The organism is Pseudarthrobacter sp. CC12, assembly GCF_039907755.1.
In the GTDB taxonomy this organism is placed as follows: Bacteria; Actinomycetota; Actinomycetes; order Actinomycetales; family Micrococcaceae; genus Arthrobacter; species Arthrobacter niigatensis.
The window spans coordinates 1-23,657 of record NZ_JARDJH010000028.1 but is presented as its reverse complement, the minus strand read 5'-3'; the positions used below and the strand labels follow the sequence as shown (position 1 = coordinate 23,657).

The window sequence follows — 23,657 nt, the reverse complement described above, 5'->3', positions numbered from 1 at the left end:
CTTACCTTGGTTGCTGGGTCACGGGTAGGGGTTGCAGCCGATGACCAGCCCGTGATTACGGAACTGGCCTGTGCAGACGATCCTGCGGGAGCACCGCGCAGGACGGCGTTCCGGGGGCAGAAAGTGTTGAGTAAATATTAGAACCTCGGCGCCGATCCCCCTATTCCACGCCGCCAATGTGAGCAACCCCACCCACGGTCCGGCAACCGTGACGGCTCAGCTCCAGCCGGTGGCAGCCAGCAGCCGCTGTTCGAACATGGGAATCATGGACTCGACATAAGTCCTGGTGAGGTGGTTGTCGTCCTTGTAGACGTACACATTCCCCACCACGGCCGGGCAGACGCCCCGTGCGCAGATGAAGTCGCTCATGTCCATCAGGTGAAGCCCCGGAAGCTTGCCGCGGTAGTTTTCCAGCGGCGACGGCTCCACCAGGGACTCGGCCAGAGGCGGGTTGCACGCGGGTGCGCCGGCACCGTTACGTTGGGCGCACTGCGGCATATTGAAGGTGAACCGGGGGTTGTCGCGGATGCCGACGATCTCGATTCCAGCGTCAGCGAACGGCTTCACACCATCGAGGTATCCCGGAACCTCAGTTTCGAACGGGGCGTCCTCGTGGGTCAGCGACGCCACGGTGAACACGGCGTCCGGCCGGTGTTCCAGGACGTAGGCGGAGCTGGCGCGGTTGTAGGCGTTGCATTCAGCGTTCCTGGCGTCCGATTCGGCTCCGAAGCGGCAGGCAGGCATCAGCAGCGTTACCAGTTCCCAGCCACGGGCCGCTGCCACCGGCGCCAGGGCGGCGAGGTACTGCTGGGCGTGGGAGTCGCCCAGGACCACGATGCGCCGGGTGGCCGGTTCCTCCGGAAGCTCCTGCCGGCAGCCCTCCAGGATGGGGTCGGCCGTGGCGTTGGCACCGGTGCAGGGCGAGTCGATGCCGGCCCAATCGTTGTCCAGGGCCGTGGGCCCGGGGATGGTGCGGGCTCTCGGCGCGGGCGAGTCTTCGTTCTCCGGGGTGAGCGCCAGCGCCCCGGGCGTGAGCTCCCTCGGTTGTGCCGCCGTCGCACTTTCCTCAGCGGTGAGTGATGTCTGCCAGACCGCGACGGGCCCGGCCAGGACAGCGCCACAGGCAACAACGACGACGGCGGTCCGCCACGTTCGGAGCTTGGGCCAGTGCCAGTCCCGCAACGGCTTTTCCACGAAGCGCGTGGTCAGGACGGCGAGGACGATGGCGGCTCCAACGATGCCGAGGCCCTGCATGAGGTTCGGCGCTTCGACGCCGGTGGCCGCGAGCGCCAGCACCAGGACGGGCCAGTGCCACAGATAAAGAGCATAGGAGTTGTCGCCCAGGGCCACGGCGGCCCGGCTGCTGAGCAGGCGGTCAACGCCGAAACGGCTGCCGGTCTGCCCGGCAACGATGATCGCGGCGGCCGCAAGCGTAGGCCACAGTGCCACGTACCCCGGGAAGGACCGGTCAACGGTCAGCACCAGTCCGCAGGAAATCATCGCGGCCAGTCCGGCCCAGCCCAGGGCAATGCGCACCATGCGTCCGGGCCGCAGGTACGGCAGCGCCAGCGCCACCAGGGAGCCCAGTGCAAACTCCCAGAGCCGGGCGCGGGTGTCGAAGTAGGCGTAGGCCTGGTTGGTGGCTGTCTGGTCAACGGAGTAGGCCAGTGACACCGCGAAGACTGCACCGAAAACCATGGCCAGCAGGCCGCGGTACGTCAGCCATTGCAGGCGGGATACCCGGCGCAGCCCGGCCAGAACGGCTGCCGTGGCGGCAAAGACCAGCGGCCACAGGATGAAGACCTGCCCTTGGATGGACAGGGACCAGAAGTGCTGCAGCGGGCTGGCACCGGCGTGGTCCTGCGCGTAATAGTCCACAGATAAGTCCGCCAGGAGCCAGTTCTGGCTGTACAGCAGGGACGCCCAGGCCTGGTCCAGTACCTGCGGCCAGCGGCCCTGCGGCAGGATCAGCCAGGTGCCGGCGAGCACGCCGAGGATCACCACGACGGCGGCTGGCAGCAGCCGCTTTAACAGGTGCAGCCAGTGCGCCGGCAGCTTGAAGGGTTTGCCTGACTCGGCTTTCCGGACGAACGACAACGTGAGCAGGAAGGCCGAGATGAGCAGGAAGATATCGACTCCGCCGGACACCCGGCCCAGCCACACGTGGTAGGCCACCACCATCAGGACAGCCAGCGCCCGGAGCCCCTGGACCTCCGGACGGAAAGTGGGCTTCCGCGGGCGGTCAGCGGGGCCGGATCCTGGTGCCTTCGGGGCTTCCGTTACGGACACTAGAACCCCTCACAACAGCCGCCAGCCAAAGCATCAAGCCTAGCCAACGCGCTGTCCAACAGCCAATCACGCCGCCGGTTCAGACTATGCTGGGCCCAGTCGTGGAAGGGAGCGGGCGTGGTTGTCCAGCTGCGGATTTGTGTGCCCGGGGAGCTGTCCGACGTGACCGTGCAGACCTGCCGCGACCAGCGTGGAACGGCAGAGGTCACTGTGGTCCGGGGTGCCTCCGTGGTGCCAGAGGGCGATGTCATTGAAGTCCTGGTCGCCCGGGAATCAGTGGAGGAACTTCTGGAGAAGCTCAGCATCCTGAAGGTCCGCGATGTTGGGTCCATTTCCATGTCCACACCCGAATTCGTGCTGTCCCGGAACGCCGACCAGGCTGAGCGCGCCGCCCCGGGTGAGGGCGCAGACGCAGTGATCTGGGAGGACGTCACCCGGCAGACCGGCGAGGACTCCCGTTTGACCTGGAACTTCCTTGCCTTCCTGGTCCTGGCAACCCAACTCGCCGGAATCGGTATCGTCACCGACTCCCCCATTGCCATTGTGGGCGCCATGGCAGTGGGTCCTGAGTTCGGGCCACTGGCCGCCCTCGCGGTTTCGATCGCCACCCGAAAGTGGAGGCTTGGCCGCCGTGCCGCAGTAGCCCTGGCCGTGGGCTTCCCGGTTGCGATGCTGCTGGCCGCACTGACGGCGTGGCTGTCGATCCCGCTGGGCCTCTTTCCGCGCGATGCCCTGGACAAAGGCTCGGCAGTGGAGTTCATCTACCACCCCGGCCCGTATTCGTTGATCGTTGCCATCCTGGCCGGAATCGCCGGGATGCTGTCCATCATCGGCCGCCGCTCGGCCGCCCTGATCGGTGTCTTCATCTCCGTGACCACCGTGCCGGCGGCCGGATACGTGGCGGTAGCTTTGGTACTGGGCGAATACCCGAAGGCTGCAGGCTCCGCGCTCCAACTACTGCTCAACCTTGTAGGCATCGTGGTGGCCGCCGTCGCCGTCCTGCTCTTCTACCGCATGATCTCCAAGCGCCTGCCGGATGGTGAGGCCCGGACCCTACGGCGCCAGGGCAGCAGAAGCCGCAACTGACGGACAGCGGTTCCTTTCGACTACGAGCGCAGCAGGGAGCGGAGGGTCTGGATGGTGTCCGCTTCGGCCGGGGCCTTGTCCTCCCGGTAGCGCTTGACCCGGGCAAACCTCAAGGCGATCCCGCCCGGGTAGCGCGGCGACTGCTGCACGCCGTCAATGGCTATTTCGACGACGGTCTTCGGCTCAACCCATACGGTGCCGGCGGTGCGCCGCACCTCAATTTCCTGGAACCTGGCCGTCTGCCAGCGCAGCAGTTCATCGGTAAGGCCCTTGAACGTCTTGCCCACCATCACGTAGCCGCCGGGTTCGCCGAAGTCGCCGCCGGGATCCAATGCCCCGAGGTGCAGGTTGGACAGCATCCCTGTCCGGCGTCCCGAGCCCCATTCGCAGGCAAGCACCACCAGGTCGTAGGTATGCACCGGCTTTACTTTCACCCAATTGGATCCGCGCCGGCCGGCGGCGTAGACCGAGTCGATCGCCTTCACCACCACGCCCTCATGGCCCGCGGCCAGCGCATCCTGCGAAACGCGCTCGGCGACGGCGGGGTCGGCGGTGACCTCCCCCGGGATCCGGTGTGCAGGGGCCACGCGGTCGAGGATGTCGATGCGGGTGGCCAGCGGTTCATCCAGCAGGTCACGGCCGTCGATGTGCAGCACGTCGAAGAACCAGGGGTGCAGCAGCGTCTCCCGGACTGCGTCTGCGCCAAAGCGGGACATGGTTTCCTGGAAGGGCCGCGGGGCGCCCTCTTCATCCAGGGCGAGGGTTTCGCCATCGAGGATAATGTCCTGTACCGGCAGCCCGCGGACCAGGTCCACCACCTCGGGCAGGCGGTGCGTTACATCGGCAAGGTTGCGGGTGAAGATGCGCACGTCGCTGCCGGACCGGTGCACCTGGATGCGGGCGCCGTCGAGTTTATATTCCACCGAAGCCTCCCCGGTGGCTTCAAGGGCCGCGCCTGCGCTGCCGGCGGTGGCCGCGAGCATGGGCTGCACCGGCCGGCCCACCACCAGGCCGACGGCATCAAGCTCCGCGGCGGTGCCCATCAGTGCAAGTAGCGCCGTACCGCCGAGGTCGCCGGAGAGCATGGCCGCACGCCGCACTGCGTCGACGGGCCGGTCCGAGGCGCGTGCGACGGCGTCCGTCAGCACTCCTTCCAGGGCGCCGGTGCGCAGTTCCCCAAGCAGGACGCCGGCGATGAACGACTGCTCGGGTTCGGTGGCGGCAGCCATGAGCGTATTGAGGATGGCGGCCCGTTCTGCACCCGACCCGCTGCCTACTGTTGCCAGGAGCCGGTCCAGCGCGGTATCGAAATCCGACACGGTGAGGCGTGGCTCCGCTGCGGGTTCCGCCTTGGCCGCAGCCACGGCGCTCCAGCCAACCCCAACCCGGCCCTGGCGGGGTTTGGCACAGAGCAAGCCCACCGCCGTCGGAATCTCCGCCGGTTCCAGCCGGCGCAGCAGGTGGACCAGGGCGTCCACCTTTGCCAGCCGGGACCGGGTTGATGCGACGGCTTTAGTGGTTTCCACGAGCTCAAGGAGCAGCATGGCACCATCCTGCCACGGGCACTGCACCGGCACCCTGGATCGGAGTACTGGACAGCGTGCAGGCGCGGGTCCACAATGTGCGCGTGGGGATCATCGTGGCAAACCTGTTCATCACCCTCGACGGCGTGTACCAGGCGCCGGGCGGCCGTGAAGAAGACCCTGAAGGCGAATTCGCGTTCGGCGGCTGGCAGGCGCCGGTGTCCGACGACGAGGCCGGCGCCTCGATAGCGGACGAGATCAGCCGGATGGATGCCCTCCTCCTCGGCCGGAAGACCTACGACATCTTTGCGTCCTACTGGCCCCACCAGTCCGGTGACATAGCCGATGCCCTCAACCGGGTCCCCAAGTTCGTTGTCTCCGGCACAATGGCGGACCCGGACTGGGCAGGCACCACTGTCCTGCCGGATGCCGCGGCCGCGGGGGGCCTACGGGACGGGTTTGGGCAGATCCATATGTTCGGCAGCGGGGTACTGATCCGGTCCCTCATGGCGGCCAATGTGCTGGACCGGCTCCATTTCTGGCTGTATCCGGTGGTCCTGGGCCAGGGAAAGCGCCTGTTCGGCACTGGAACGGTGCCCTCCACCTTCACGCTGGCCGAGCCGGCCCGCAGCTTCCCGAAAGGGGCGGTCTCGCTGGTGTACGAACGCGGAGGAGAAGTGCAGACGTCCGAGATGGCCGCAACCTAACCTCGCTTCGCTCGGCCAGGGACCCTGGCGGCGTGGGCCCAGCAACCTAGCCTGGCATCCTGTGAAGGGCATGAAAAAGGCTGGCCCGGCAGATGCCGGACCAGCCTTTTCAGCGGAAAGCCGCTAAGGTGCAGCCCTAGTGGCTGTGGCCTGCGTGCTCGTCCTCTTCGGCCGGCTTCTCCACGACCAGGGTCTCGGTGGTGAGAACCAGGGCGGCGATGGAGGCCGCGTTGCGGAGGGCTGCACGGGTGACCTTGACGGGGTCGATGACGCCCGCGGCGATCAGGTCCTCGTACTCGCCGGACTTGGCGTTGAAGCCGTTGTTGGTCTCCAGGTCGGCAACCTTGGAGGTGACAACGTAGCCATCGAAGCCGGCGTTCTGGGCAATCCAGCGCAGCGGCTGCACCAGTGCGCGGCGGACGATGCCGACAGCTGCGGCGGCGTCGCCTTCGAGGGCCTTCACGGAAGCGTCCTCGTCCAGTGCCTTGAGGGCGTGGATGAGGGCGGTACCGCCACCGGCCACGATGCCTTCTTCGAGGGCAGCGCGGGTGGAGGACACGGCGTCCTCGATGCGGTGCTTCTTTTCCTTCAGCTCAACCTCGGTGGCAGCGCCAACCTTGATGACGCCGATGCCGCCGGCCAGCTTGGCCAGGCGTTCCTGGAGCTTCTCGCGGTCCCAGTCGGAGTCGGTGCGGGTCAGCTCGGCGCGCAGCTGGGCGACGCGTGCAGCCACGTCCTCGGCCGAACCGGCGCCGTCCACGATGGTGGTGTTGTCCTTGGTGACGGTGATGCGGCGGGCAGTACCCAGCACCTCCAGGCCTACGGAGTCCAGGCTCAGGCCCAGTTCCGGGGAGACAACCTGTGCACCGGTGAGGGTGGCGATGTCCTGCAGCATGGCCTTGCGGCGGTCGCCGAAGCCGGGAGCCTTGACAGCCACGACGTTCAGGGTGCCGCGGATGCGGTTGACGATCAGCGTGGACAGGGCCTCGCCCTCAACGTCCTCGGCGATGATGAACAGCGGCTTGGAGCTCTGCAGGGCCTTTTCGAGCAGCGGCAGGAATTCCTGGATCGAGGAGATCTTGCCCTGGTTGATCAGGATGAGTGCATCCTCGAGGACTGCTTCCTGGCGCTCCGCGTCGGTGACGAAGTACGGGGACAGGTAGCCCTTGTCGAACTGCATGCCCTCGGTGAGGACCAGTTCCGTCTGGGTGGTGGAGGACTCTTCGATGGTGATGACGCCATCCTTGCCTACCTTGCCAAAGGCCTCGGCGAGGAGCTCGCCGATCTCGTCGCTCTGCGCCGAGATGGCGGCAACGTTAGCCACCTGGGTGCCTTCGACCGGGCGGGCGTTTTCGAGCAGGCGGGCAGCCACGGCCTCAACCGCAACCTCGATGCCGCGCTTGATCTGGCCGGGGGCAGCGCCGGCTGCAACGTTGCGCAGGCCTTCCTTGACCAGGGCCTGGGCCAGGACCGTGGCGGTGGTGGTGCCGTCGCCGGCAACATCGTTGGTCTTGGTGGCTACTTCCTTGGCCAGCTGGGCGCCAAGGTTCTCGTAGGGATCGTCCAGTTCCACTTCGCGGGCGATGGTGACGCCGTCGTTCGTGATGGTGGGGGCGCCCCACTTCTTGTCCAGGACGACGTTGCGGCCGCGGGGGCCGAGCGTCACCTTGACGGTGTTCGCGAGCTTATCGATGCCGGCCTCAAGGGACCTGCGGGCAGCGTCGTTAAACGCAAGCTGCTTTGCCATGGTTTTGTCCTTTCAAAGACAGAAACCCCGCACTGCCGGCCAGCATGAGCATGGCCGGCAGCACGGGGATCCGAAGAGTTACTTGACGACGATTGCCAGGACGTCGCGGGCGGACAGCACGAGGTACTCGGTGCCGCCAGTCTTGACTTCAGTTCCGCCGTACTTGGAGTAGATGACGACGTCGCCAACTGCTACGTCAACGGGAACGCGGTTGCCATCTTCGAAGCGGCCGGGGCCAACTGCAACAACTTCGCCTTCCTGCGGCTTCTCCTGTGCGGAGTCCGGGATGACCAGGCCGGAAGCCGTGGTCTGCTCGGCTTCGAGCGGGCGGACAACAATACGATCCTCAAGAGGCTTAATAGAGACCGACACTCGGACCTCTCCTTTTCGTCAGCAAATTCGTGGACTGGAAAGCTTTCCGCCGTAGCTGGCAAACCGTCGTCGCGGTGCCGGCAGCAGCCTGGCTGGCAGCTCTTCATGTGTTAGCACCCTCCTAGGGAGAGTGCTAATGAAGACTCTATGTAAGGGTTAGCACTCGGTCAAGGTGAGTGCCAACGTTTCGTCATGGGCGTACACCCTTTGGCGCCCGACGGCGGTGGGCCGCCGGGGAGGGTAGGCACCCCATCCCGGCAGCCCGGGTGGTCGGTGCCCCGCGTCGTCACCGGCCCAGGTCGTCGAAGTCCACGTCCTCGCCGCCGTCGGTTTCGCCGTCGTCCTGGTTCCGTCCCCTGTACAGCACCCAGCCGGACACTGCCGCGGCGAGGAGCGCAGCAACGAGGAAGAAGATGCTCCCGGCCCGCGCGCCGTCGTACAGCCCTCGGATGTCCCTGGCCTCCTGGGTGTTGTCCTGGACGTTTTTGCCGCCTACCGAATAAACGGTCGCGTTGAAGGTGTCCAAGAGGAAGATGATCACCAGCAGCGCGATGCAGACCACGGCCACCACGGCGGCGGCAATCAGGACGGGACGGGCGAACCTGGCCGGCCCGTGGTCCCCCGGTTCGTGGTCATCGGGCTCGCGGGGGGCTGCGCTCTCATCCATGGATTCAACAGTATCCGCATCCCGCGCATGCACTCCTCCGCTAGGCTGGAACCCATGGCTCACGCTCCCCAGGACCAGATGGCACAGGACCAAATCGCACCGTTGCTGACCCCGGAGGGCTGGGAGTTGCTGGCGTCCCTGGGCCCATACCGCGATGAGGACTCGTTCGAGCTCAACACAGCACTTCGGAAGGCAGGTCACCCTGCAGGACTCGTCTCGGCCGTCCTGACGCAATCGCGGCTGCGCACCAGGGCGGAGTCCAAATTCGGCGAATTCGCCCGGCAGATGCTTTTCACGCAGGCTGGGTTGGAACAGGCCACGCGCCTGAGTGTCGCCGCCCACCACGCCCGGCGGTTCGCGGCCGCCGGGATCAGCCACGTGGCGGACCTTGGCTGCGGCCTGGGCGCGGACTCCCTGGCCCTGGCCTCCCTGGACCTCGACGTCACTGCCGTCGAAATGGACGAAACCACCGCGGCCTGCGCCACCGTGAACCTCATTCCCTTCCCCAACGCCACGGTGGTGCATGCCGACGCCTCGTCCGTCCCCCTGGACGGGATGGACGGCGTCTGGCTGGACCCGGCCCGGCGGGTCACCTCCAGCTCCGGCACCAAGCGGATCTGGGACCCTGAGGCATTCTCGCCGCCGTTGTCCTTCGTGGAGTCACTGGCTGCCCAGGGCAAGGCCGTGGGCGTGAAGATGGGCCCGGGCATGCCGCACGAGTCCGTGCCTGCGGGCTGCGAGGCGCAGTGGGTGTCGGTGGCCGGTGACGTCACGGAGGTGACCCTGTGGTTCAACGGCGTTCGCCGGCCCGGAGTCCGCCGCGCCGCGCTGGTCCTGGGGCCGCAGGCACCGGCGGAGTTGACCAGTGCCGAGGACTTCGGCGCGGGCCCTGCCGCGCCGATGGGCCCCGTGGAGGGGTACCTGTATGAACCGGACGGCGCCGTGATCCGTGCCGGGCTGGTGGCGGACGTGGCGCTGCAGCTCGGCGGCCACCTGGTGGATGAACACATCGCATACATCTGCGCGCCCAGGCTCCTGGCCACCCCGTTCGCCCGTGCCTACAAGGTCCTGGAGGTCATGCCGTACAACGTCAAGGCGCTCAAGGCCTGGGTAAAGCAGGAGGGCATCACCGTGCTGGACATCAAGAAGCGCGGCACGGCGGTCACTCCGGAAGAGCTGCGGAAGCAGCTGCTGCCCGGCGGAAAGAACGCGAAGAAGGGCGGTAGGACGGCCACCCTGGTCCTGACGCGCATCGGCGAGGACCGGGTGGCCATCGTGGTGGAGCCCGCCTGACTCCAGGCCAGGCGCCGCGGCCCCTGCTACTGGGCGCGCATGAAGTCCTCGGCCGCCCGCACTTGGTCCGGCGTGGGACGCACGCCCGTGTACAGGACGAACTGCTCCAGCGCCTGGATGGTGGCCACCTCGGCCCCCGTAATGACCGGCTTGTCCGCGGCGCGGGCGGCGCGGATCAGCGGCGTTTCTGCGGGCAGCGCCACCACGTCGAACACCAGCCGTGCCGCGTCAATGGCCTCGGCGGGGAAGGACAGGCTGTCGGCTTCCGCGCCGCCCGCCATGCCGATCGGGGTGACGTTGATGATCAGGTCAGCCGTCCCGCCGTCGAGCGCTGCACGCCACTGGAAGCCATACTGGTCCGCCAGCGCACGCCCGGCGGCCTCGTTCCGGGCGATGACGGTGACGTCCCGGAATCCTGCGTCCCGGAGGGCTGCAACGGTGGCCTTGGCCATGCCGCCGGCGCCCTGCACCAGCACCGAATAGTCGGTAGGGACTTCATTGGTGGCGAGGAGCTGTTCGATGGCGGTGTAGTCCGTGTTGTACGCCTTGAGATGCCCGTCCGTGTTCACGATGGTATTTACGGAGTCGATGGCCTTGGCGGAGGGGTCCATCTCGTCCACCAGCGCGATGACGTCTTCCTTGTAGGGCATGGAGATGGCACAGCCACGGATGCCCAGCCCGCGGACACCCGCGATGGCCTGTTCGAGGTTGGTGGGCGCGAACGCCTTGTAGATCCAGTTCAGGTCCAGCTGCCCGTAAAGGTGGTTGTGGAACCGGGTCCCGTTGTTGCTGGGACGGGCCGAGAGCGAGATGCAGAGGGTCATGTCTTTATTCAGAATGGGCACCAGACCATTAAAGCGTTCCTGCGGGCGTGCGCGGCCAGGGGCTCAGGGGCAGCCGGTTCCGGCCGGGAAGGGCCCGACGGCGGCGGGCAGCTTTCCCGGGGCCGGGGCCTTCCCTGCCAGTACGGCGGCCAAGGCGTCGAAGGCGGCATCGGTGCGTCCGTACAGTGCCAGCTTCACCGGGGCGCTGGACCCCTGGAGTGGCCAGGGGGCGTCGAGGGACACGGCGATGTCCCCGCCCGCCGGTTTGCCGCCGAATCCGATGAGGTTGACCACCGGCCCTGATCCCATGGAAATCCCGGCGCGCGCGGCGGCGGCTTCAAAACGTTCCCGGTCCCCCGGTCCCCCGCCGGCCACCCGCACGGAGCCGGGAACCAAGGGTCCGCTGCAGGGGCCGGAGACAACCGTGACGGCCGACGCCGAGACCTGGGCCGACAGCGCTGCCCCGCTTCCTGCCGGAGCACCCGCGCCCGGGGTTCCGGCAGGCGGCGTGGTGCGGGCATGCCAGATCATCATGGTGGCCACGCGCTGCGCTGCCTCATCCAGGCGTGCGGCGGGAAGGGTCCCGGCGGCCAGGGCCTGGACGATGGCGGCGTGCGCCTGCTCCACGTCCGCAGGCATCAGCAGCAGGTCGGCGCCGGCGGCCAGTGCTTTCACTGCAGCGGCGCCGGCCGGGTACTGGTTCTCGACGGCGCCCATGTTGAGGGCATCGGTCACGGCCACGCCCTTGAAGCCCAAACCCCTGAGCGCCGCGTAGCTCGGTGCGGAGAGCGACGACGGCACACCGGGTTCCAGCGCGGGCACGGCAATGTGTCCGGTCATGACAACGGGCAGGCCCGCGGCGACGGCAGCCTCGAAGGGTTTCCAGTCCCGGCCCCGCAGCACGTCGAGGCCTGCCTGCTGGACGGGGAGGCTGAGGTGGGAATCCGCCGTCACCGAGCCGTGCCCGGGAAAGTGCTTGACGGTGGGGAGCACCCCTGCGTCCAGCATGCCCTGGGAGAAGGCCGTTCCCTGGGCTGCCGCCGCAGCAGGGTCAGAGGACATGGAACGGGCGCCGATGGTCGGGTCTGCAGGACCGACGGTCACATCAGTGTCCGGTGCGAAATCCAGGTCGAAGCCCAGCGGCACCAACTCGCTTGCCAGGCTCTTGCCGGCCTTGCGCGTCAGGTCAAGGTTGCCAGCGGCCCCGTAGCTCATGGGCGCGGGCCATTCGGTGAGCGGCTGCCCCAGGCGTGCCACCGCCCCGCCTTCCTGGTCTACGCTCATGATCCCCGGCCAACGCCGGCCGTCCGCGGCAACAGCCTGCTGCAACCGCTGGTTCACGGCACCCATTCCGGGCACGTCCACCTGGCCCCGCGGGTCGCGGGGCACGTTGTCCCCCATGATGATGGACCCTGCCAGGTGGAGGCGCTGGATGAGCGCCGCCTGCGCCTCCACCTGGTTGCCCTTGAAGAACGGGAGCAGGACCTGCCCGGCTTTCTGCTCGGGCGACATGGCCGCGACGGCCGCCGCCGCGGCGTCCTGGTCCCGCTGCTCCGGCCCCCACCCCAAGGGCCGGGAACCCGGATCAGGTGACGGGGAAGCCAAAGGGGGCGCCGGCGTCGTACTTGCTGATGCGGACGGGGACACCCCGGTGGGCGGCGCGGAGGACGACGGCGGGGCGGCGCCCGGGGAGGCCGAACAGGATGCCAGAGCCAGTGCGGAAAGGGCGGCGAGGAGGGGGAAGGATTTGGCAGGACTATGACGCGGGGGGAACGGTGCCATCAGTACGATGCTACCCCTGCACTAGACTTGAACCACCCGTTCCCCTGCCGGCAGCAGCCTGTGAGCGGCTTCAGCCAGCGGCAAACCGGACAGTAAGGAAACGTGTGAAGATCGACTTCGCGTCATCGAGGCAGTCAACCCTCGGTGTTGAGTGGGAGCTTGCCCTGGTGGACGGAAAGACGGGCGAGCTCGCTTCCGTGGCCAACCAGGTGCTCCGCGGCGTGGCCTCCCGCCATCCCGAGCTCAACGAAGACGACGAACATCCGCACATCAAGCAGGAACTGCTGCTCAACACGGTGGAACTGGTCACCGGGATCTGCGAAACGGCCGCCGAGGCCAAGGAGGACCTCAACAGGTCCGTCGCTGCCGTGCGTGAAATCACCGATCCCATGGGCGTTGAGCTGTTCTGCGCCGGCAGCCACCCGTTCAGCCCCCCGCAGCTGCAGCCCGTGACGGACAAGGAGCGCTACGCCAAGCTCATCGACCGGACCCAGTGGTGGGGCCGGCAGATGGTCATCTACGGCGTCCACGTCCACGTGGGCCTGGACCGCCGGGACAAAGCCCTTCCGGTCCTGGACGGCCTGGTCAACTACTTCCCGCACTTCCAGGCGCTCTCCGCCTCCAGCCCGTTCTGGGGCGGCGAGGACACCGGATACGCCTCGCAGCGTGCATTGATGTTCCAGCAGCTTCCCACCGCAGGCTTACCCTTCCAGTTCACGTCCTGGGCGGAGTACGAGTCCTATGTCCAGGACATGTTCACCACGGGCGTCATCGACACCATCTCGGAGATCCGGTGGGACATCCGGCCGGTGCCCGCCCTGGGCACCATCGAGATGCGGATCTGCGACGGCCTGGCCACCCTGGAGGAAGTGGGGGCCATCGCGGCGCTCACGCAGTGCCTGGTGGATGAGTTCTCCACCACCCTGGACAATGGCGGCACCATCCCCACCATGCCGCCGTGGCACGTCCAGGAGAACAAGTGGCGGGCTGCCCGGTACGGCCTGGACGCCATCATCATCCTCGACGCCGCGGGCAAGGAGCAGCTGGTCACCGACCACCTGCTGGAGACCCTGAACCGGCTTGAACCGGTCGCGGCCAAGCTGCGCTGCTCCGACGAACTGGCCGACGTCGAGAAGATCATCCGCCGCGGCGCCGGGTACCAGCGCCAGCGCCGGGTGGCTGCCGAGAACGGCGGAAACCTGCAGGCCGTGGTGCTGGACCTGGTCAAGCAGATGCGCAACGGCCCCACCGCCTGACCAGCCCCCTTCCCGTTTCGCAGGGTTTGCCGGGTGTCAGGCGGGGAGCGAGACCGAGGTGACGGGCATCGAGGAGTCCGGGGCGAAGCCGATGCCGCTTGGGTCGGCGCCGGCCATCACCAGCTGCGCGCCGAGGGCGGCCACCATGGCGCCGTTGTCCGTGCACAGGTCCAGCGGCGGGACGTGCAGGCGGATACCGGCGGAGGCGCAGCGTTGCCCGGTCAGCTCCCGCAGGCGGGAGTTTGCCGCTACGCCGCCGCCCAGCAGGACATCCTTGATGCCGTGCTCCCGGCAAGCCAGAACCGCTTTGGAGGAGATCACGTCCACCACGGCTTCCTGGAACGCCGCGGCAATGTCGGCCACGGGAATCTCTTCGCCGCGGGCCTCGAACTGCTCTACGCACCGTGCCACGGCCGTCTTGAGTCCGCTGAAGGACCAGTCGTACCGGTGCGGGCCGGGTTCATCGGCCGTGCCCATATATTTCGGCTGGCTGAGGCCCCGGGGGAAGCGGATCGCCTTGGGATTGCCGGTGCGGGCCACCTTGTCGATGGCCGGTCCCCCGGGGTAGCCCAGCCCCAGGATGCGCGCCACCTTGTCGTAGGCCTCGCCTGCGGCGTCGTCGATGGTGGAGCCCAGGAGCTGCACGTCGCTGGTGATGCTGTTGATCCGCAGGATTTCGGTGTGGCCGCCGGAAACCAGCAGGGCTCCGAGGTTTTCCGGCAGCTCCTGCCTGCGGCCGGTGGCACGGTCGTCCAGGAGTCCGACGCCAACGTGCGCCACCAGGTGGTTGATGGCGAACAGGGGTTTTCCGGTGGCCACGGCGAGCGCCTTGGCGGCGCACACGCCCACCATCAGCGCGCCGGCAAGCCCAGGCCCGGAGGTTACGGCGATGGCATCCACCTCGTCCAGGGTCACGCCGGCGTCGGCCAGGGCCTGTTCGAGGGTGGGAACGAAAGCATCGAGGTGGGCCCGGGAGGCGATCTCGGGGATGACTCCGCCGAAGCGGACGTGCTCGTCCATGGAGGAAGAGACCGTATTCGTCAGGAGGGTGGTGCCACGCACGATGCCAACGCCGGTTTCGTCGCAGGACGATTCGATGCCCAGCACCAGGGGCTGCGTACGGTTCATGCCTGGCCTGCTTCCGTTGCTTCGTGTCCGTCAGTTTCAGGCGCGGCCAGCTGGAGCCGCATGATGAGGGCGTCCACGCCGTCGCGGTAATACCGGGGGCGGATGTGGATCTGTTCGAAGCCGAACCGCACGTAGAGCTGTTGTGCCCGAGGGTTGTCGGCCCGGACCTCAAGAAGGACGTCAGCGGCGCCGCGGTGCCGGGCCTCGTCGATCAGCTGCGTGAGGAGCGTGCTGCCGATGCCGCGCCCCTCGTGCTCGGGGACGACGGCGATGGTCTGGACGTCAGCGATGGGCTCGATGCACATCAGCCCGGCGTAGCCCACGATGCCACCCGTGGTCTCCGCCACCAGGTAGCGCCGGGTCTCCGGCTGGGAAAGTTCGTCCAGGAACATCTGGACAGGCCACGCGTCAATGGGGAAGAGCTTGTGTTCCAGTGCGCCGACGGCGGGAATATCGTCCAGCGTCATGTCGCGGACGGTGACGTCAGCCGCGCGCGGGTCCGGGGTGGTGCTCACAATGCCCGCTTCCGTGGTCCGGGCACCTGGGCATCGGATTCGCGCAGGTACAGGGGGGTGGAGTCCAGCAGGGTGTGTCCCGACGCCAGCCGGGCCAGGGCGAACTGGCCGAGATAGAGGGCATCCGGTTGCTCCGCGGCGAAATCCGGATGGGCCCGGAGCACATCGGCGTAGAGTCCCGCGCCGGCGCCGAAAGCAGGCAGGTCCGGGAGGTCAGACGCGAACCCGACGTGGGGGCCGTCCTCCAACACGGGCAGCTGTCCGTCAGCCAAGCTGTACCGGGCCCAGTAGACCTCTTTGCGGCGGGCATCGGTCACCACCAGGAACTCGGCGACGGCGGCGGTGGACTCGGCAACTTCCAGGGCCATCGCGTCCAGGCTCACCAGTCCGTGCAGCGGCTTTCCCCACACATAGGCCAAGGTGCGGGCGGTGGCGATGCCGGAGCGAAGCCCGGTGAACGGACCAGGACCAACCCCCACTGCCAGGGCGTCCACATCCTGCCCGGTCACGCCCGCGGACGCCAGCATGGCGTGGATTCCGGGGGCAAGCACCTCGGCATGGCTCCGGGTGTCCTCCGTGGCAAAGCTGGCCAGCACGCTTTCGGGGGCATCGTCGGTGACCAGCGCTGCGCTGGCCACGGCCGACGTGTCAATGGCGAGGATCAGCATGCCGCTCCCCCATCCGGTCCGGCCAGTGCGGGGAAGTCCGCCCAGCGGGGACCGTAGCCACGCACGACGATGGTCCGGGGCTCGTCGGTGTCTTCGGCGTCGAAGTCCAGGCTTCCTGGGGTGGCCGCCGGGGTGGCCCCGAGCCCGATGGCACGGTGCAGGTCGATTTCGAGCCGGCTGTCGCTCAGGTGCTCCACGCGCTCATGTCCCCACTCGACCACCGTCACCGATGAATCCATGGTGTTTTCGAGGTCGATGTCGTCAATTTCCGCCGCCGACCCCAGGCGGTAGGCGTCCACGTGCACCAGGTCCGGGCCGCCCGGGCGGGGGCCGTCCGGCAGGTTGGGGTGGATCCGGACCAGGACGAACGTCGGCGAGATGATGCCCGGGCGGACGCCCAGGCCTTCGCCCAGACCTTGGGTGAAGGTGGTTTTCCCGGCACCCAGCTCGCCGGACAGCACCAGCAGGTCCCCGGCCTGCAGCACCTCCGCCAAACGGGCGCCGAACGCGTGGGTCTGTTCCGCCGTCGTCGCCGTGAAGGTCTTTTCCCAGTTGGCGGTCAGTTCGTCCGGCGCGCTCATGCCGCTCCGGCCTTGCCGGGCGCGCCGGCCATGGCCTGGCCGCTGCCAGCGGATTCGTCCTCGTTGATGAAGCGGCGGGGTACGCGCGGACTGATCCTGGTCACCACCTCGTAGTTGATGGTCCCGGCGGCACGCGCCCATTCGTCAACGGTGGGTCCGCCGTCGGCACCGTTCCCGAACAGCTCCGCTTCCGCGCCCTGCAGCGCCGCGGCGGATGGCTCCGGACCGAGGTCGATGACCATCTGGTCCATGGCGATCCGCCCCACCACGGGATAGGTCTTCCCGGCCACCCGGACGGGGCCGCCGGTGGCCACGCGCGGGACGCCGTCGGCATAGCCCAGTGGGATCAGTGCCAGGGTGCTCGCTTCCCGGGTGCGGTAGTGGAGGCCGTAGGAGACGCCCTGTCCCGCGGGCACCTCCTTGCACTGCGACACCAGTGTGCGCAGCGTCATGGCGGGCCGGAGGCCGAGCTCGGCGGAGGTCGTCCCGTCGAACGGTGAAAGCCCGTAAATGCCCAGGCCCACGCGGACCATGTCGAAGTGGGTGTCCGGGCGGGAAAGGGTGGCGGGGGTGTTGGCCAGGTGCCGGACCTCGGGGTCCACGCCCGCGTCCTCGGCAATGGCAAGGGCCTCCCGGAATGCGGCCACTTGCTCATCGGTTTCGGGCCGCTCCGGCTCATCAGCCACGGCGAGGTGGGAGAAGATGCCCACCACGCGCAGCAGTCCCTGGTCCTGGTACTCCACGGCCTCCCCCACCAGGCGGTCCCAGGCTTCCGGGGTGGCGCCGTTGCGGCCGAGCCCCGTGTCCACCTTCAGGTGGATCCGGGCGGGGCGTTCCTGCTCACGGGCCGCAGCAACGATGCGTTCCAGCTCCCACCCGGAGCAGCCAATGTCGACGCCGGCAGCCACGGCGGCGCCGAAGTTGCTGTCGGCGGTATGCAGCCAGGCGAGCAGGGGCGCATCGATGCCGGCGGCGCGGAGCGCGAGGGCCTCGGAAATGTGCGCCACGCCCAGCCAGGACGCGCCTGCCTGCAGGGCTGCACGGGCCACGGGGACGGCGCCGTGCCCGTAAGCATCTGCCTTGACCACGGCCATGACTTTCGCGGGGGAAGCGGCGGCGGCAAGCCGGCGGACGTTGTGCCGGATGGCCTCCAGGTCGATCACGGCGGACCGCTCATGGTGGGGGTCCGGCCCGGAGGCAGCGCTGAATTCACCGGTTGTTGCGGGGTAGGTCACCTAACTGATTCTAGTGCGGGCACTTCGCGCCGAATAATCGGGCGTCCGGCGCTCCTCAGGCGTCGGATAGGTGCGCGATGGTGGCGGCCGCGCGGCGCTGGGCGGCGATGGGGACGTCCTCGATGATTTCCGCGAGGAATCCGAAGCGGCGCAGCCACTGGCTCATCTGCCGTTCCGGGCGGGCGTTGGCGCGCTTCCACCAGTCGGCGATGTCCCCCCAGCCAGGGGCGGCCAGCGATCCGCCAACCTCCTGCACAGCCAGCGAGGCGCACAGGTTGGCGAAACGCAGCCTGTCCCCCAGCGGCCAGCCGGCCAGGGTACCCACGATGAACGCCGCGTCGAAGCAGTCGCCTGCTCCGGTGGGATCGTGCGCCTTGACCGGAAGCGACGGGACCCATTCCTCTTCCCCGGTTTCCGAGTCCACGGCCATGGCGCCCTGCGCGCCCAGGGTCACCACCGCCACGGGCACGCGGTCCGCCAGTGCGTAGAGGGCACTCCACGGATTGTCCTTGCCGGTGAATGCCATGGCCTCGCGCTGGTTGGGCAGGAAGGCGTAGAAGTACTGCAGGTTTTCCAGCCGCACCGGCGCCCACTCCCCGCTGGGATCCCATCCGACGTCCCCGAACAGGCGAACTCCTGCGCCGTGGGCTGCCCGGGCCCACGGTTCAATTTCCATGCCGACCTCCGCGATGCCGGCGAGCGCCTGGGGCGGGCTTCCGATCAGCTCGGAGTTGGTCACCGGTGCAGAGTGGCCGTGGGTGACCATGGAGCGGTCCTGGTCCACGCAGAGGGAGACGGTGACCGGCGAGTGCCAGCCCGGGACGCGGCGGGAGAGGCTGAGGTCCACGTGTTCCTGGCTGGAGAGGATCTTCCAGTTGAAGTCACCGTAGCCGTCGTCCCCAAACGCCGCCGCCAGCCCGGTCCGCAGCCCCAGCCGCGCCGCGGCGATGGCCTGGTTGGCCACCCCGCCGGGACAGCTGCCCATGCCGTCGCTCCAGATTTCCGTGCCGGGTTCGGGCCCGTGCGGCAGGCCGGTGAAGATGATGTCCTGGAAGACGGTCCCGGCCAGCAGCAGGTCGAATCCAGGTTCCGCCGGCGAGCGGACAGCGGCCAGCGGATCGAAGCGGCGGGCTGGCGTGGCGTCCATGAGCGCAGGATACGCCGTGGGGCAGGGGCTCCGGTAGGGGCTTAGGAAGCGGTCTGGACAGGGTGTCGGAGGCTGGTCCTAGACTGCATCCATGCGGCTTCTGATTGCCGGCGGCGGGGGTTTCCGGGTGCCGTTGATATACCGGGCGTTGGTGTCCGGGCCCTTTTCCGGGCTGGTCACGGAGTTGGTGCTGCACGACGTCGATCCCGCCCGCCTTGACGCCGTCACCGCTGTGCTGCGCAGTATGCCCACAGGACAAGGTGCGCACCTTCCGGTGGATGCCACCACCGATCTTTCCGCGGCCCTCCCCGGAACCTCCATGGTGTTCGCCGCGATCCGGCCCGGTGGGACGGCAGGCCGCGTGGCAGATGAAAAAGTGGCGCAGGACCTCGGGCTGCTGGGCCAGGAAACCACGGGGGCGGGCGGGATCTCCTACGCTTTGCGGACCATCCCGCACATGGTGGACCTTGCCCGGCTGATGCGCGAGCGCTGCCCGGGCGCATGGCTGGTCAACTTCACCAATCCGGCCGGGATGGTCACCGAGGCGCTGCGCCCCGTCCTGGGGAACCGGGTCATTGGGATCTGCGACTCGGCGGGCGGCCTGGTGCAGCGGGCGGCGCGGGCTGCCGGTGTGGCCTTGCCGGCGGGACGGCTCGACGGCGTGGGGTACTACGGGCTGAACCACCTGGGCTGGTTGTACCGGCTGGAGTCCGGCGGAAGGGATTTGCTCCCAGGCCTTCTGGCGGACGCCGCGGCGCTGCAGTCCTTCGAGGAGGGCCGGCTGTTCCCGCAGCCGTTCCTTGCCGGGCTGGGCCTGCTCCCCAACGAGTACCTGTATTACTACTACCAGGGCGAGGCTGCCCGGCAGGCAATGCAGGCCATGGCGGGCACGCGCGGGCAGACGATCCACAGCCAGCAGCAGGAGCTGTATCCCCGGCTTGCCGCGGCCGGCCCGGACGCCTACCGGCTGTGGGAGGCGGCGCGCCGGTCCAGGGAAGAGGGATACCTGGCCGAAGCCCGGGGTGCCGGCGAGCGCCGGAGCGAGGAAGACCTCGCCGGCGGCGGCTATGAGCGTGTCGCGCTCGCCGCCATGCGCGCCCTCGCCGGCGGCGGAGGCACGCAACTGGTCCTCAACACTGTGAACGCCTTGCCGGCGGCCCCGGCACCCGGGCGCGCCGGTGCTACCCCGTCCCCGCCCCAACCTGCCATTCCCGGCCTGCCGGCGGACGCCGTCGTCGAGGTCCCCTGCACTGTCACCGAGGCCGGCGCCGTCCCGCTGCCCCAGCAAACCCCGGCGGAACCGCAGCTGGGCCTGCTCCTGCGGGTCAAGGAGGTGGAGCGGCTCGTTGTCGTGGCTGCGGGCGCCGGCAACAGGGAGGCGGCCGTCGAAGCCTTTGCCCGGCACCCGCTGGTGGATTCGGCGGACCTGGCCGTGAAGCTGATGGCCGGGTACGAGCGGGCGTTTCCGGATCTGGGGAAGATGTGGGAGGGCGGCGGGCGTTAGGGGAAGGAGTAATGTTTTATCGGATGTGCACTGAGCCGGCACCCCTGACACGCGCCGGCGGCCGGAAGGAGGTCCCGTGGCACTGATCCGCAGGGTCGCTTTGCTTTCCCTCCACACTTCCCCCATGGAACAGCCGGGCTCCGGTGATGCTGGCGGAATGAACGTCTACATCCGTGAGCTGGCCTCGGCGCTGGCCGAGGCAGGTGTGGAGGTGGAGATCTTCACGCGCGCCACCTCAGCCGACCAGGCCGCCGTCGAGCATCCCGACCCCGGGGTGTGCGTTCACAACGTCTTGGCCGGCCCGCCGCGGAAGATCCCCAAGGAGGAGCTGCCCGGGCTGCTCCACGCCATGGTCGCGGAAATCGAGCAGATCCGGCGCCGCCAGCCGCACGGCCGGTACGACGTCATCCACTCCCACTACTGGGTGTCCGGGATCGCCGGGCTGGAGCTGTCCGAGCTGTGGGGCGTGCCGCTGGTACACACGATGCACACCATGGCCAAGGTCAAGAACCTGCTGCTGGAATCCGGTGAGCAGCCTGAGCCCCGGCGCCGCGAACTGGGCGAGCACCGCATCGTGGACGGCGCGGCCAGGCTCATCGCCAACACCAGCTCTGAGGCCGCCGAACTCGTCTCCCACTACGGCGCCACCTACGACCGCATCGACATCGCCCCGCCCGGCGTGGACCTCGCCACGTTCACTCCCGCCTTCCGGGCACGGTCCAGGGCCGGGCACGGCGTCAGCCCGGAGACGTTCCACTTGGTTTTCGCCGGCCGCATCCAGCGCCTGAAAGGCCCCCAGGTCCTGGTCAAGGCCGCGGCGCTGCTGCGCAAACGCCGCCCGGACATTGACCTGCGCGTCACCATCCTGGGCGCTTTGAGCGGCAACAAGGAGTTCAACCTCCGCTGCCTGGTGGCGGAGGCGGGAATGGACGACGTCGTCACGCAGCTTCCGCCGGTGAAGGCCCCCGAGCTGGCGTCCTGGTTCCGCGCGGCCGACGTTGTGGTGATGCCTTCCTTCAGCGAATCCTTCGGGCTCGTGGCACTCGAGGCCCAGGCCTGCGGCACGCCTGTGGTGGCCACCCGGGTGGGCGGCCTGTCCCGCGCCATCTTCCACGGCCGGACCGGGCTCCTGGTGGACGGCCACCACGCAGCCGACTGGGCCGATGCCCTGGAGGCCCTCTACGACGACCCCGCCACCCGTGAGGACCTGGGCCGGGCCGCTGCCATCCGGGCGCAGAACTCCGGCTGGCAGCGCACTGCCGCTATCACGCTGGAAAGCTACCATGCCGCCGTCGACAACTTCGTGGGCCGCCGCCTGGCCCCGGCGGTTCCCGCTTCCTGAAGCCCTTTTCCCTGGTGACGTCGGAACCGCGTGCCGTTGGGGCTGCGTGCTGTTAGCTTAGGGGCAGGTACCGGCGCCGGCCGGTGCAGGAAAGGACAAAGATGTCTGCTCTCCCTTCTGATCTTGAGATAGCCCGCGCTGCGCGGATCCGGCCCATCGAGGAGATCGCGGCGGCCGCAGGAATCAACCCTGACGCACTGGAACAGTACGGCCGCTACAAGGGGAAGATCGACCCCACACGCCTCGATGCGCCCCCGCCGGCCGGGAAGGTGGTGCTGGTCTCGGCGATGTCTCCCACCCCGGCCGGCGAGGGAAAGTCCACCACCACCGTTGGCCTGGCAGACTCGCTGGCCCGTGCCGGCCACAAAGTCATGATCGCCCTGCGGGAACCGTCCCTGGGCCCCGTGCTGGGCATGAAGGGTGGCGCCACCGGCGGCGGCTACTCCCAGGTGCTGCCCATGGACGAGATCAACCTGCACTTCACGGGCGACTTCCACGCCATCACGTCCGCCAATAACGCACTGATGGCCTTGGTGGACAACCACATCTACCAGGGCAATACGTTGAACATCGATCCGCGCAGGATGACCTTCAAGCGGGTGCTGGACATGAACGACCGCGCCCTGCGGGAGATAGTGATCGGCCTGGGTGGCCCCTCCCAGGGCGTGCCCCGGCAGGACGGCTTCGACATCACCGTGGCATCAGAGATCATGGCCGTCTTTTGCCTGGCGACGGACATCACCGACCTTCGGGAGCGCCTGGGCCGGATCACCTTCGGGTACACCTATGACCGGACACCTGTCACCGTAGCCGATTTGGGGGTCCAGGGCGCCCTGACCCTGCTGCTGAAGGAAGCCATCAAACCGAACCTCGTGCAGACCATTGCCGGTACCCCGGCGCTGGTGCACGGCGGCCCGTTCGCCAACATCGCGCACGGCTGCAATTCGCTCATTGCCACGCAGACCGCCCGGCGCCTGGCGGATATCGTGGTGACCGAGGCCGGATTCGGCGCAGACCTCGGGGCAGAGAAGTTCATGGACATCAAGGCCCGGATCGGCGGCCTGGCACCCTCCGCCGTCGTGGTGGTGGCAACGGTCCGCGCCTTGAAGATGCAGGGCGGCGTAGCCAAGGCCCGGCTGACCCACCCGGACCTGGCGGCGCTGGAAGCAGGTGTGGTGAACCTCCAGCGACACATCCACAACGTGGAGAAGTTCGGCGTCACGCCCGTGGTTGCCATCAACCGGTTCTCGTCCGATTCCGCAGAGGAGCTCGACTGGCTGCTTGCCTGGTGCGCGGCCGAAGGTGTCCCGGCGGCCGTCGCAGACGTGTGGGGCCGGGGCGGTGGCGGGGACGGCGGTGACGAACTGGCTGCCCTGGTGGCCGGGGCAGTGGCTGGCCCCAACAGTTTCCGGCACCTCTATTCGCTGGGGCTGTCGGTTGAGGACAAGATCAGGACCATCGTCCAGGAAATCTATGGCGCCGACGGCGTGGACTTCTCCGTGCCCGCGTTGAAGCGGCTTGCCGACATCGAGCGGAACGGCTGGAGTTCGCTGCCCGTGTGCATGGCCAAGACCCAGTACTCGTTCACTGACGATGCCTCCCGGCTGGGCGCCCCCAAGGGGTTTACCATCCACGTCCGCGACCTGCTGCCCAAGACCGGCGCCGGGTTCATAGTGGCCCTCACCGGGGCCGTTATGACCATGCCTGGCCTCCCTGCCGTCCCGGCTGCGCTGCGCATGGACGTTGACGCGGACGGGAATCCAGTGGGCCTCACCTAACCCCACGCCCCATCACCTTCCGACCCCAATTCACCAACGCCCGATCACCTCCCGCCCCAACTCACCAACGCCCCATCACCTCCCGCCCCAACTCACCAACGCCCCATCACCTCCCGCCCCAACTCACCAACGCCCCATGGGGTTGCCCGCAAATCGTGGACAGTTGATCAGGCGGCTTGTGCCGGCTGAGGTTGTGCTGTGGAGAGCAGTAGC

At 68.3% G+C, this 23,657-nt stretch carries 20 protein-coding genes; 7 read left to right on the top strand and 13 right to left on the bottom strand.

What is annotated here, in order from left to right; all coding sequences use genetic code 11:
- Window positions 1–216 precede the first annotated feature (216 nt).
- A complete protein-coding gene (locus tag PV772_RS16990) occupies window positions 217–2,289 on the bottom strand; it encodes an acyltransferase family protein (RefSeq protein WP_347886900.1) in 2,073 nt (690 codons plus the stop codon).
- Window positions 2,290–2,406: 117 nt separating this feature from the next.
- Here PV772_RS16990 and PV772_RS16985 point away from each other — a divergent pair, with 117 nt between their 5' ends.
- Window positions 2,407–3,375: a DUF389 domain-containing protein gene (locus PV772_RS16985; protein ID WP_307357178.1), complete on the top strand. Its 969-nt coding sequence runs from the start codon at window positions 2,407–2,409 to the stop codon at window positions 3,373–3,375.
- A 20-nt stretch (window positions 3,376–3,395) separates the two neighbouring features.
- Here PV772_RS16985 and PV772_RS16980 read toward each other — a convergent pair whose 3' ends face one another.
- Window positions 3,396–4,919: an ATP-dependent DNA ligase gene (locus PV772_RS16980; RefSeq protein WP_347886899.1), complete on the bottom strand. Its 1,524-nt coding sequence runs from the start codon at window positions 4,917–4,919 to the stop codon at window positions 3,396–3,398.
- Window positions 4,920–5,002: 83 nt separating this feature from the next.
- Between PV772_RS16980 and PV772_RS16975 the strand changes: the two genes are divergently transcribed.
- The gene (locus PV772_RS16975) at window positions 5,003–5,605 is read left to right on the top strand and encodes a dihydrofolate reductase family protein (protein ID WP_141182082.1); all 603 of its coding nucleotides are present in this window, start codon (window positions 5,003–5,005) and stop codon (window positions 5,603–5,605) included.
- Between the two features lie 136 nt (window positions 5,606–5,741).
- Here PV772_RS16975 and groL read toward each other — a convergent pair whose 3' ends face one another.
- The 3 genes from groL to PV772_RS16960 form a co-directional block, all read right to left on the bottom strand.
- Window positions 5,742–7,352 carry a chaperonin GroEL gene (groL, locus tag PV772_RS16970; RefSeq protein WP_141159829.1) on the bottom strand — a complete coding sequence of 537 codons (1,611 nt, stop codon included), beginning with the start codon at window positions 7,350–7,352 and terminating at the stop codon, window positions 5,742–5,744.
- A gap of 78 nt (window positions 7,353–7,430) precedes the next feature.
- Window positions 7,431–7,724 (bottom strand): co-chaperone GroES, encoded by a 294-nt coding sequence (gene groES, locus PV772_RS16965; RefSeq protein ID WP_003805290.1) that lies wholly within the window; start codon window positions 7,722–7,724, stop codon window positions 7,431–7,433.
- Between the two features lie 286 nt (window positions 7,725–8,010).
- Entirely contained in the window at window positions 8,011–8,391 is a 381-nt protein-coding gene (locus PV772_RS16960; RefSeq protein ID WP_347886898.1) for a hypothetical protein, read from the bottom strand.
- Between the two features lie 54 nt (window positions 8,392–8,445).
- Between PV772_RS16960 and PV772_RS16955 the strand changes: the two genes are divergently transcribed.
- A complete protein-coding gene (locus PV772_RS16955; protein ID WP_347886897.1) occupies window positions 8,446–9,684 on the top strand; it encodes a class I SAM-dependent methyltransferase in 1,239 nt (412 codons plus the stop codon).
- Between the two features lie 26 nt (window positions 9,685–9,710).
- Here the strand turns inward: PV772_RS16955 and PV772_RS16950 are convergent, their stop codons facing one another.
- Both PV772_RS16950 and PV772_RS16945 read right to left on the bottom strand, forming a co-directional pair.
- Window positions 9,711–10,529 (bottom strand): shikimate 5-dehydrogenase, encoded by an 819-nt coding sequence (locus tag PV772_RS16950; RefSeq protein ID WP_347886896.1) that lies wholly within the window; start codon window positions 10,527–10,529, stop codon window positions 9,711–9,713.
- Between the two features lie 42 nt (window positions 10,530–10,571).
- Complete coding sequence (locus PV772_RS16945; RefSeq protein ID WP_347886926.1) at window positions 10,572–12,020, bottom strand: glycoside hydrolase family 3 N-terminal domain-containing protein; 1,449 nt, start codon at window positions 12,018–12,020, stop codon at window positions 10,572–10,574.
- A 374-nt stretch (window positions 12,021–12,394) separates the two neighbouring features.
- On the opposite strand from PV772_RS16945, the gene PV772_RS16940 reads away from it, so the two are divergent.
- Window positions 12,395–13,546 carry a glutamate--cysteine ligase gene (locus PV772_RS16940; RefSeq protein ID WP_347886895.1) on the top strand — a complete coding sequence of 384 codons (1,152 nt, stop codon included), beginning with the start codon at window positions 12,395–12,397 and terminating at the stop codon, window positions 13,544–13,546.
- A gap of 36 nt (window positions 13,547–13,582) precedes the next feature.
- Here the strand turns inward: PV772_RS16940 and tsaD are convergent, their stop codons facing one another.
- Genes tsaD through PV772_RS16910 form a run of 6 tightly spaced genes read right to left on the bottom strand, consistent with a single transcriptional unit; the run spans window position 13,583 to window position 18,820 of the window.
- Complete coding sequence (tsaD, locus tag PV772_RS16935) at window positions 13,583–14,674, bottom strand: tRNA (adenosine(37)-N6)-threonylcarbamoyltransferase complex transferase subunit TsaD (protein WP_141159824.1); 1,092 nt, start codon at window positions 14,672–14,674, stop codon at window positions 13,583–13,585.
- Entirely contained in the window at window positions 14,671–15,141 is a 471-nt protein-coding gene (gene rimI, locus PV772_RS16930; protein WP_141183409.1) for a ribosomal protein S18-alanine N-acetyltransferase, read from the bottom strand. The genes tsaD and rimI overlap by 4 nt, the downstream gene beginning before the upstream one ends.
- A gap of 44 nt (window positions 15,142–15,185) precedes the next feature.
- A complete protein-coding gene (gene tsaB / locus PV772_RS16925; protein ID WP_141182087.1) occupies window positions 15,186–15,857 on the bottom strand; it encodes a tRNA (adenosine(37)-N6)-threonylcarbamoyltransferase complex dimerization subunit type 1 TsaB in 672 nt (223 codons plus the stop codon).
- On the bottom strand, window positions 15,851–16,438 hold the full coding sequence (tsaE, locus tag PV772_RS16920; RefSeq protein ID WP_141182088.1) for a tRNA (adenosine(37)-N6)-threonylcarbamoyltransferase complex ATPase subunit type 1 TsaE: 588 nt from the start codon (window positions 16,436–16,438) through the stop codon (window positions 15,851–15,853). Before tsaE ends, tsaB begins: the two co-directional genes overlap by 7 nt.
- A complete protein-coding gene (alr, locus tag PV772_RS16915) occupies window positions 16,435–17,673 on the bottom strand; it encodes an alanine racemase (RefSeq protein ID WP_347886894.1) in 1,239 nt (412 codons plus the stop codon). Before alr ends, tsaE begins: the two co-directional genes overlap by 4 nt.
- A 55-nt stretch (window positions 17,674–17,728) precedes the next feature.
- Entirely contained in the window at window positions 17,729–18,820 is a 1,092-nt protein-coding gene (locus tag PV772_RS16910) for a carbohydrate kinase family protein (protein ID WP_347886893.1), read from the bottom strand.
- A 91-nt stretch (window positions 18,821–18,911) separates the two neighbouring features.
- On the opposite strand from PV772_RS16910, the gene PV772_RS16905 reads away from it, so the two are divergent.
- From PV772_RS16905 to PV772_RS16895, 3 genes are all read left to right on the top strand, one after another.
- Window positions 18,912–20,324 carry a 6-phospho-beta-glucosidase gene (locus PV772_RS16905; protein ID WP_347886892.1) on the top strand — a complete coding sequence of 471 codons (1,413 nt, stop codon included), beginning with the start codon at window positions 18,912–18,914 and terminating at the stop codon, window positions 20,322–20,324.
- 76 nt (window positions 20,325–20,400) lie between these two features.
- Window positions 20,401–21,666, top strand: coding sequence for a D-inositol-3-phosphate glycosyltransferase (mshA, locus tag PV772_RS16900; protein WP_307357136.1), 1,266 nt, complete (start codon window positions 20,401–20,403; stop codon window positions 21,664–21,666).
- Between the two features lie 101 nt (window positions 21,667–21,767).
- Window positions 21,768–23,444: a formate--tetrahydrofolate ligase gene (locus PV772_RS16895; protein WP_347886891.1), complete on the top strand. Its 1,677-nt coding sequence runs from the start codon at window positions 21,768–21,770 to the stop codon at window positions 23,442–23,444.
- Window positions 23,445–23,657: the final 213 nt, after the last annotated feature.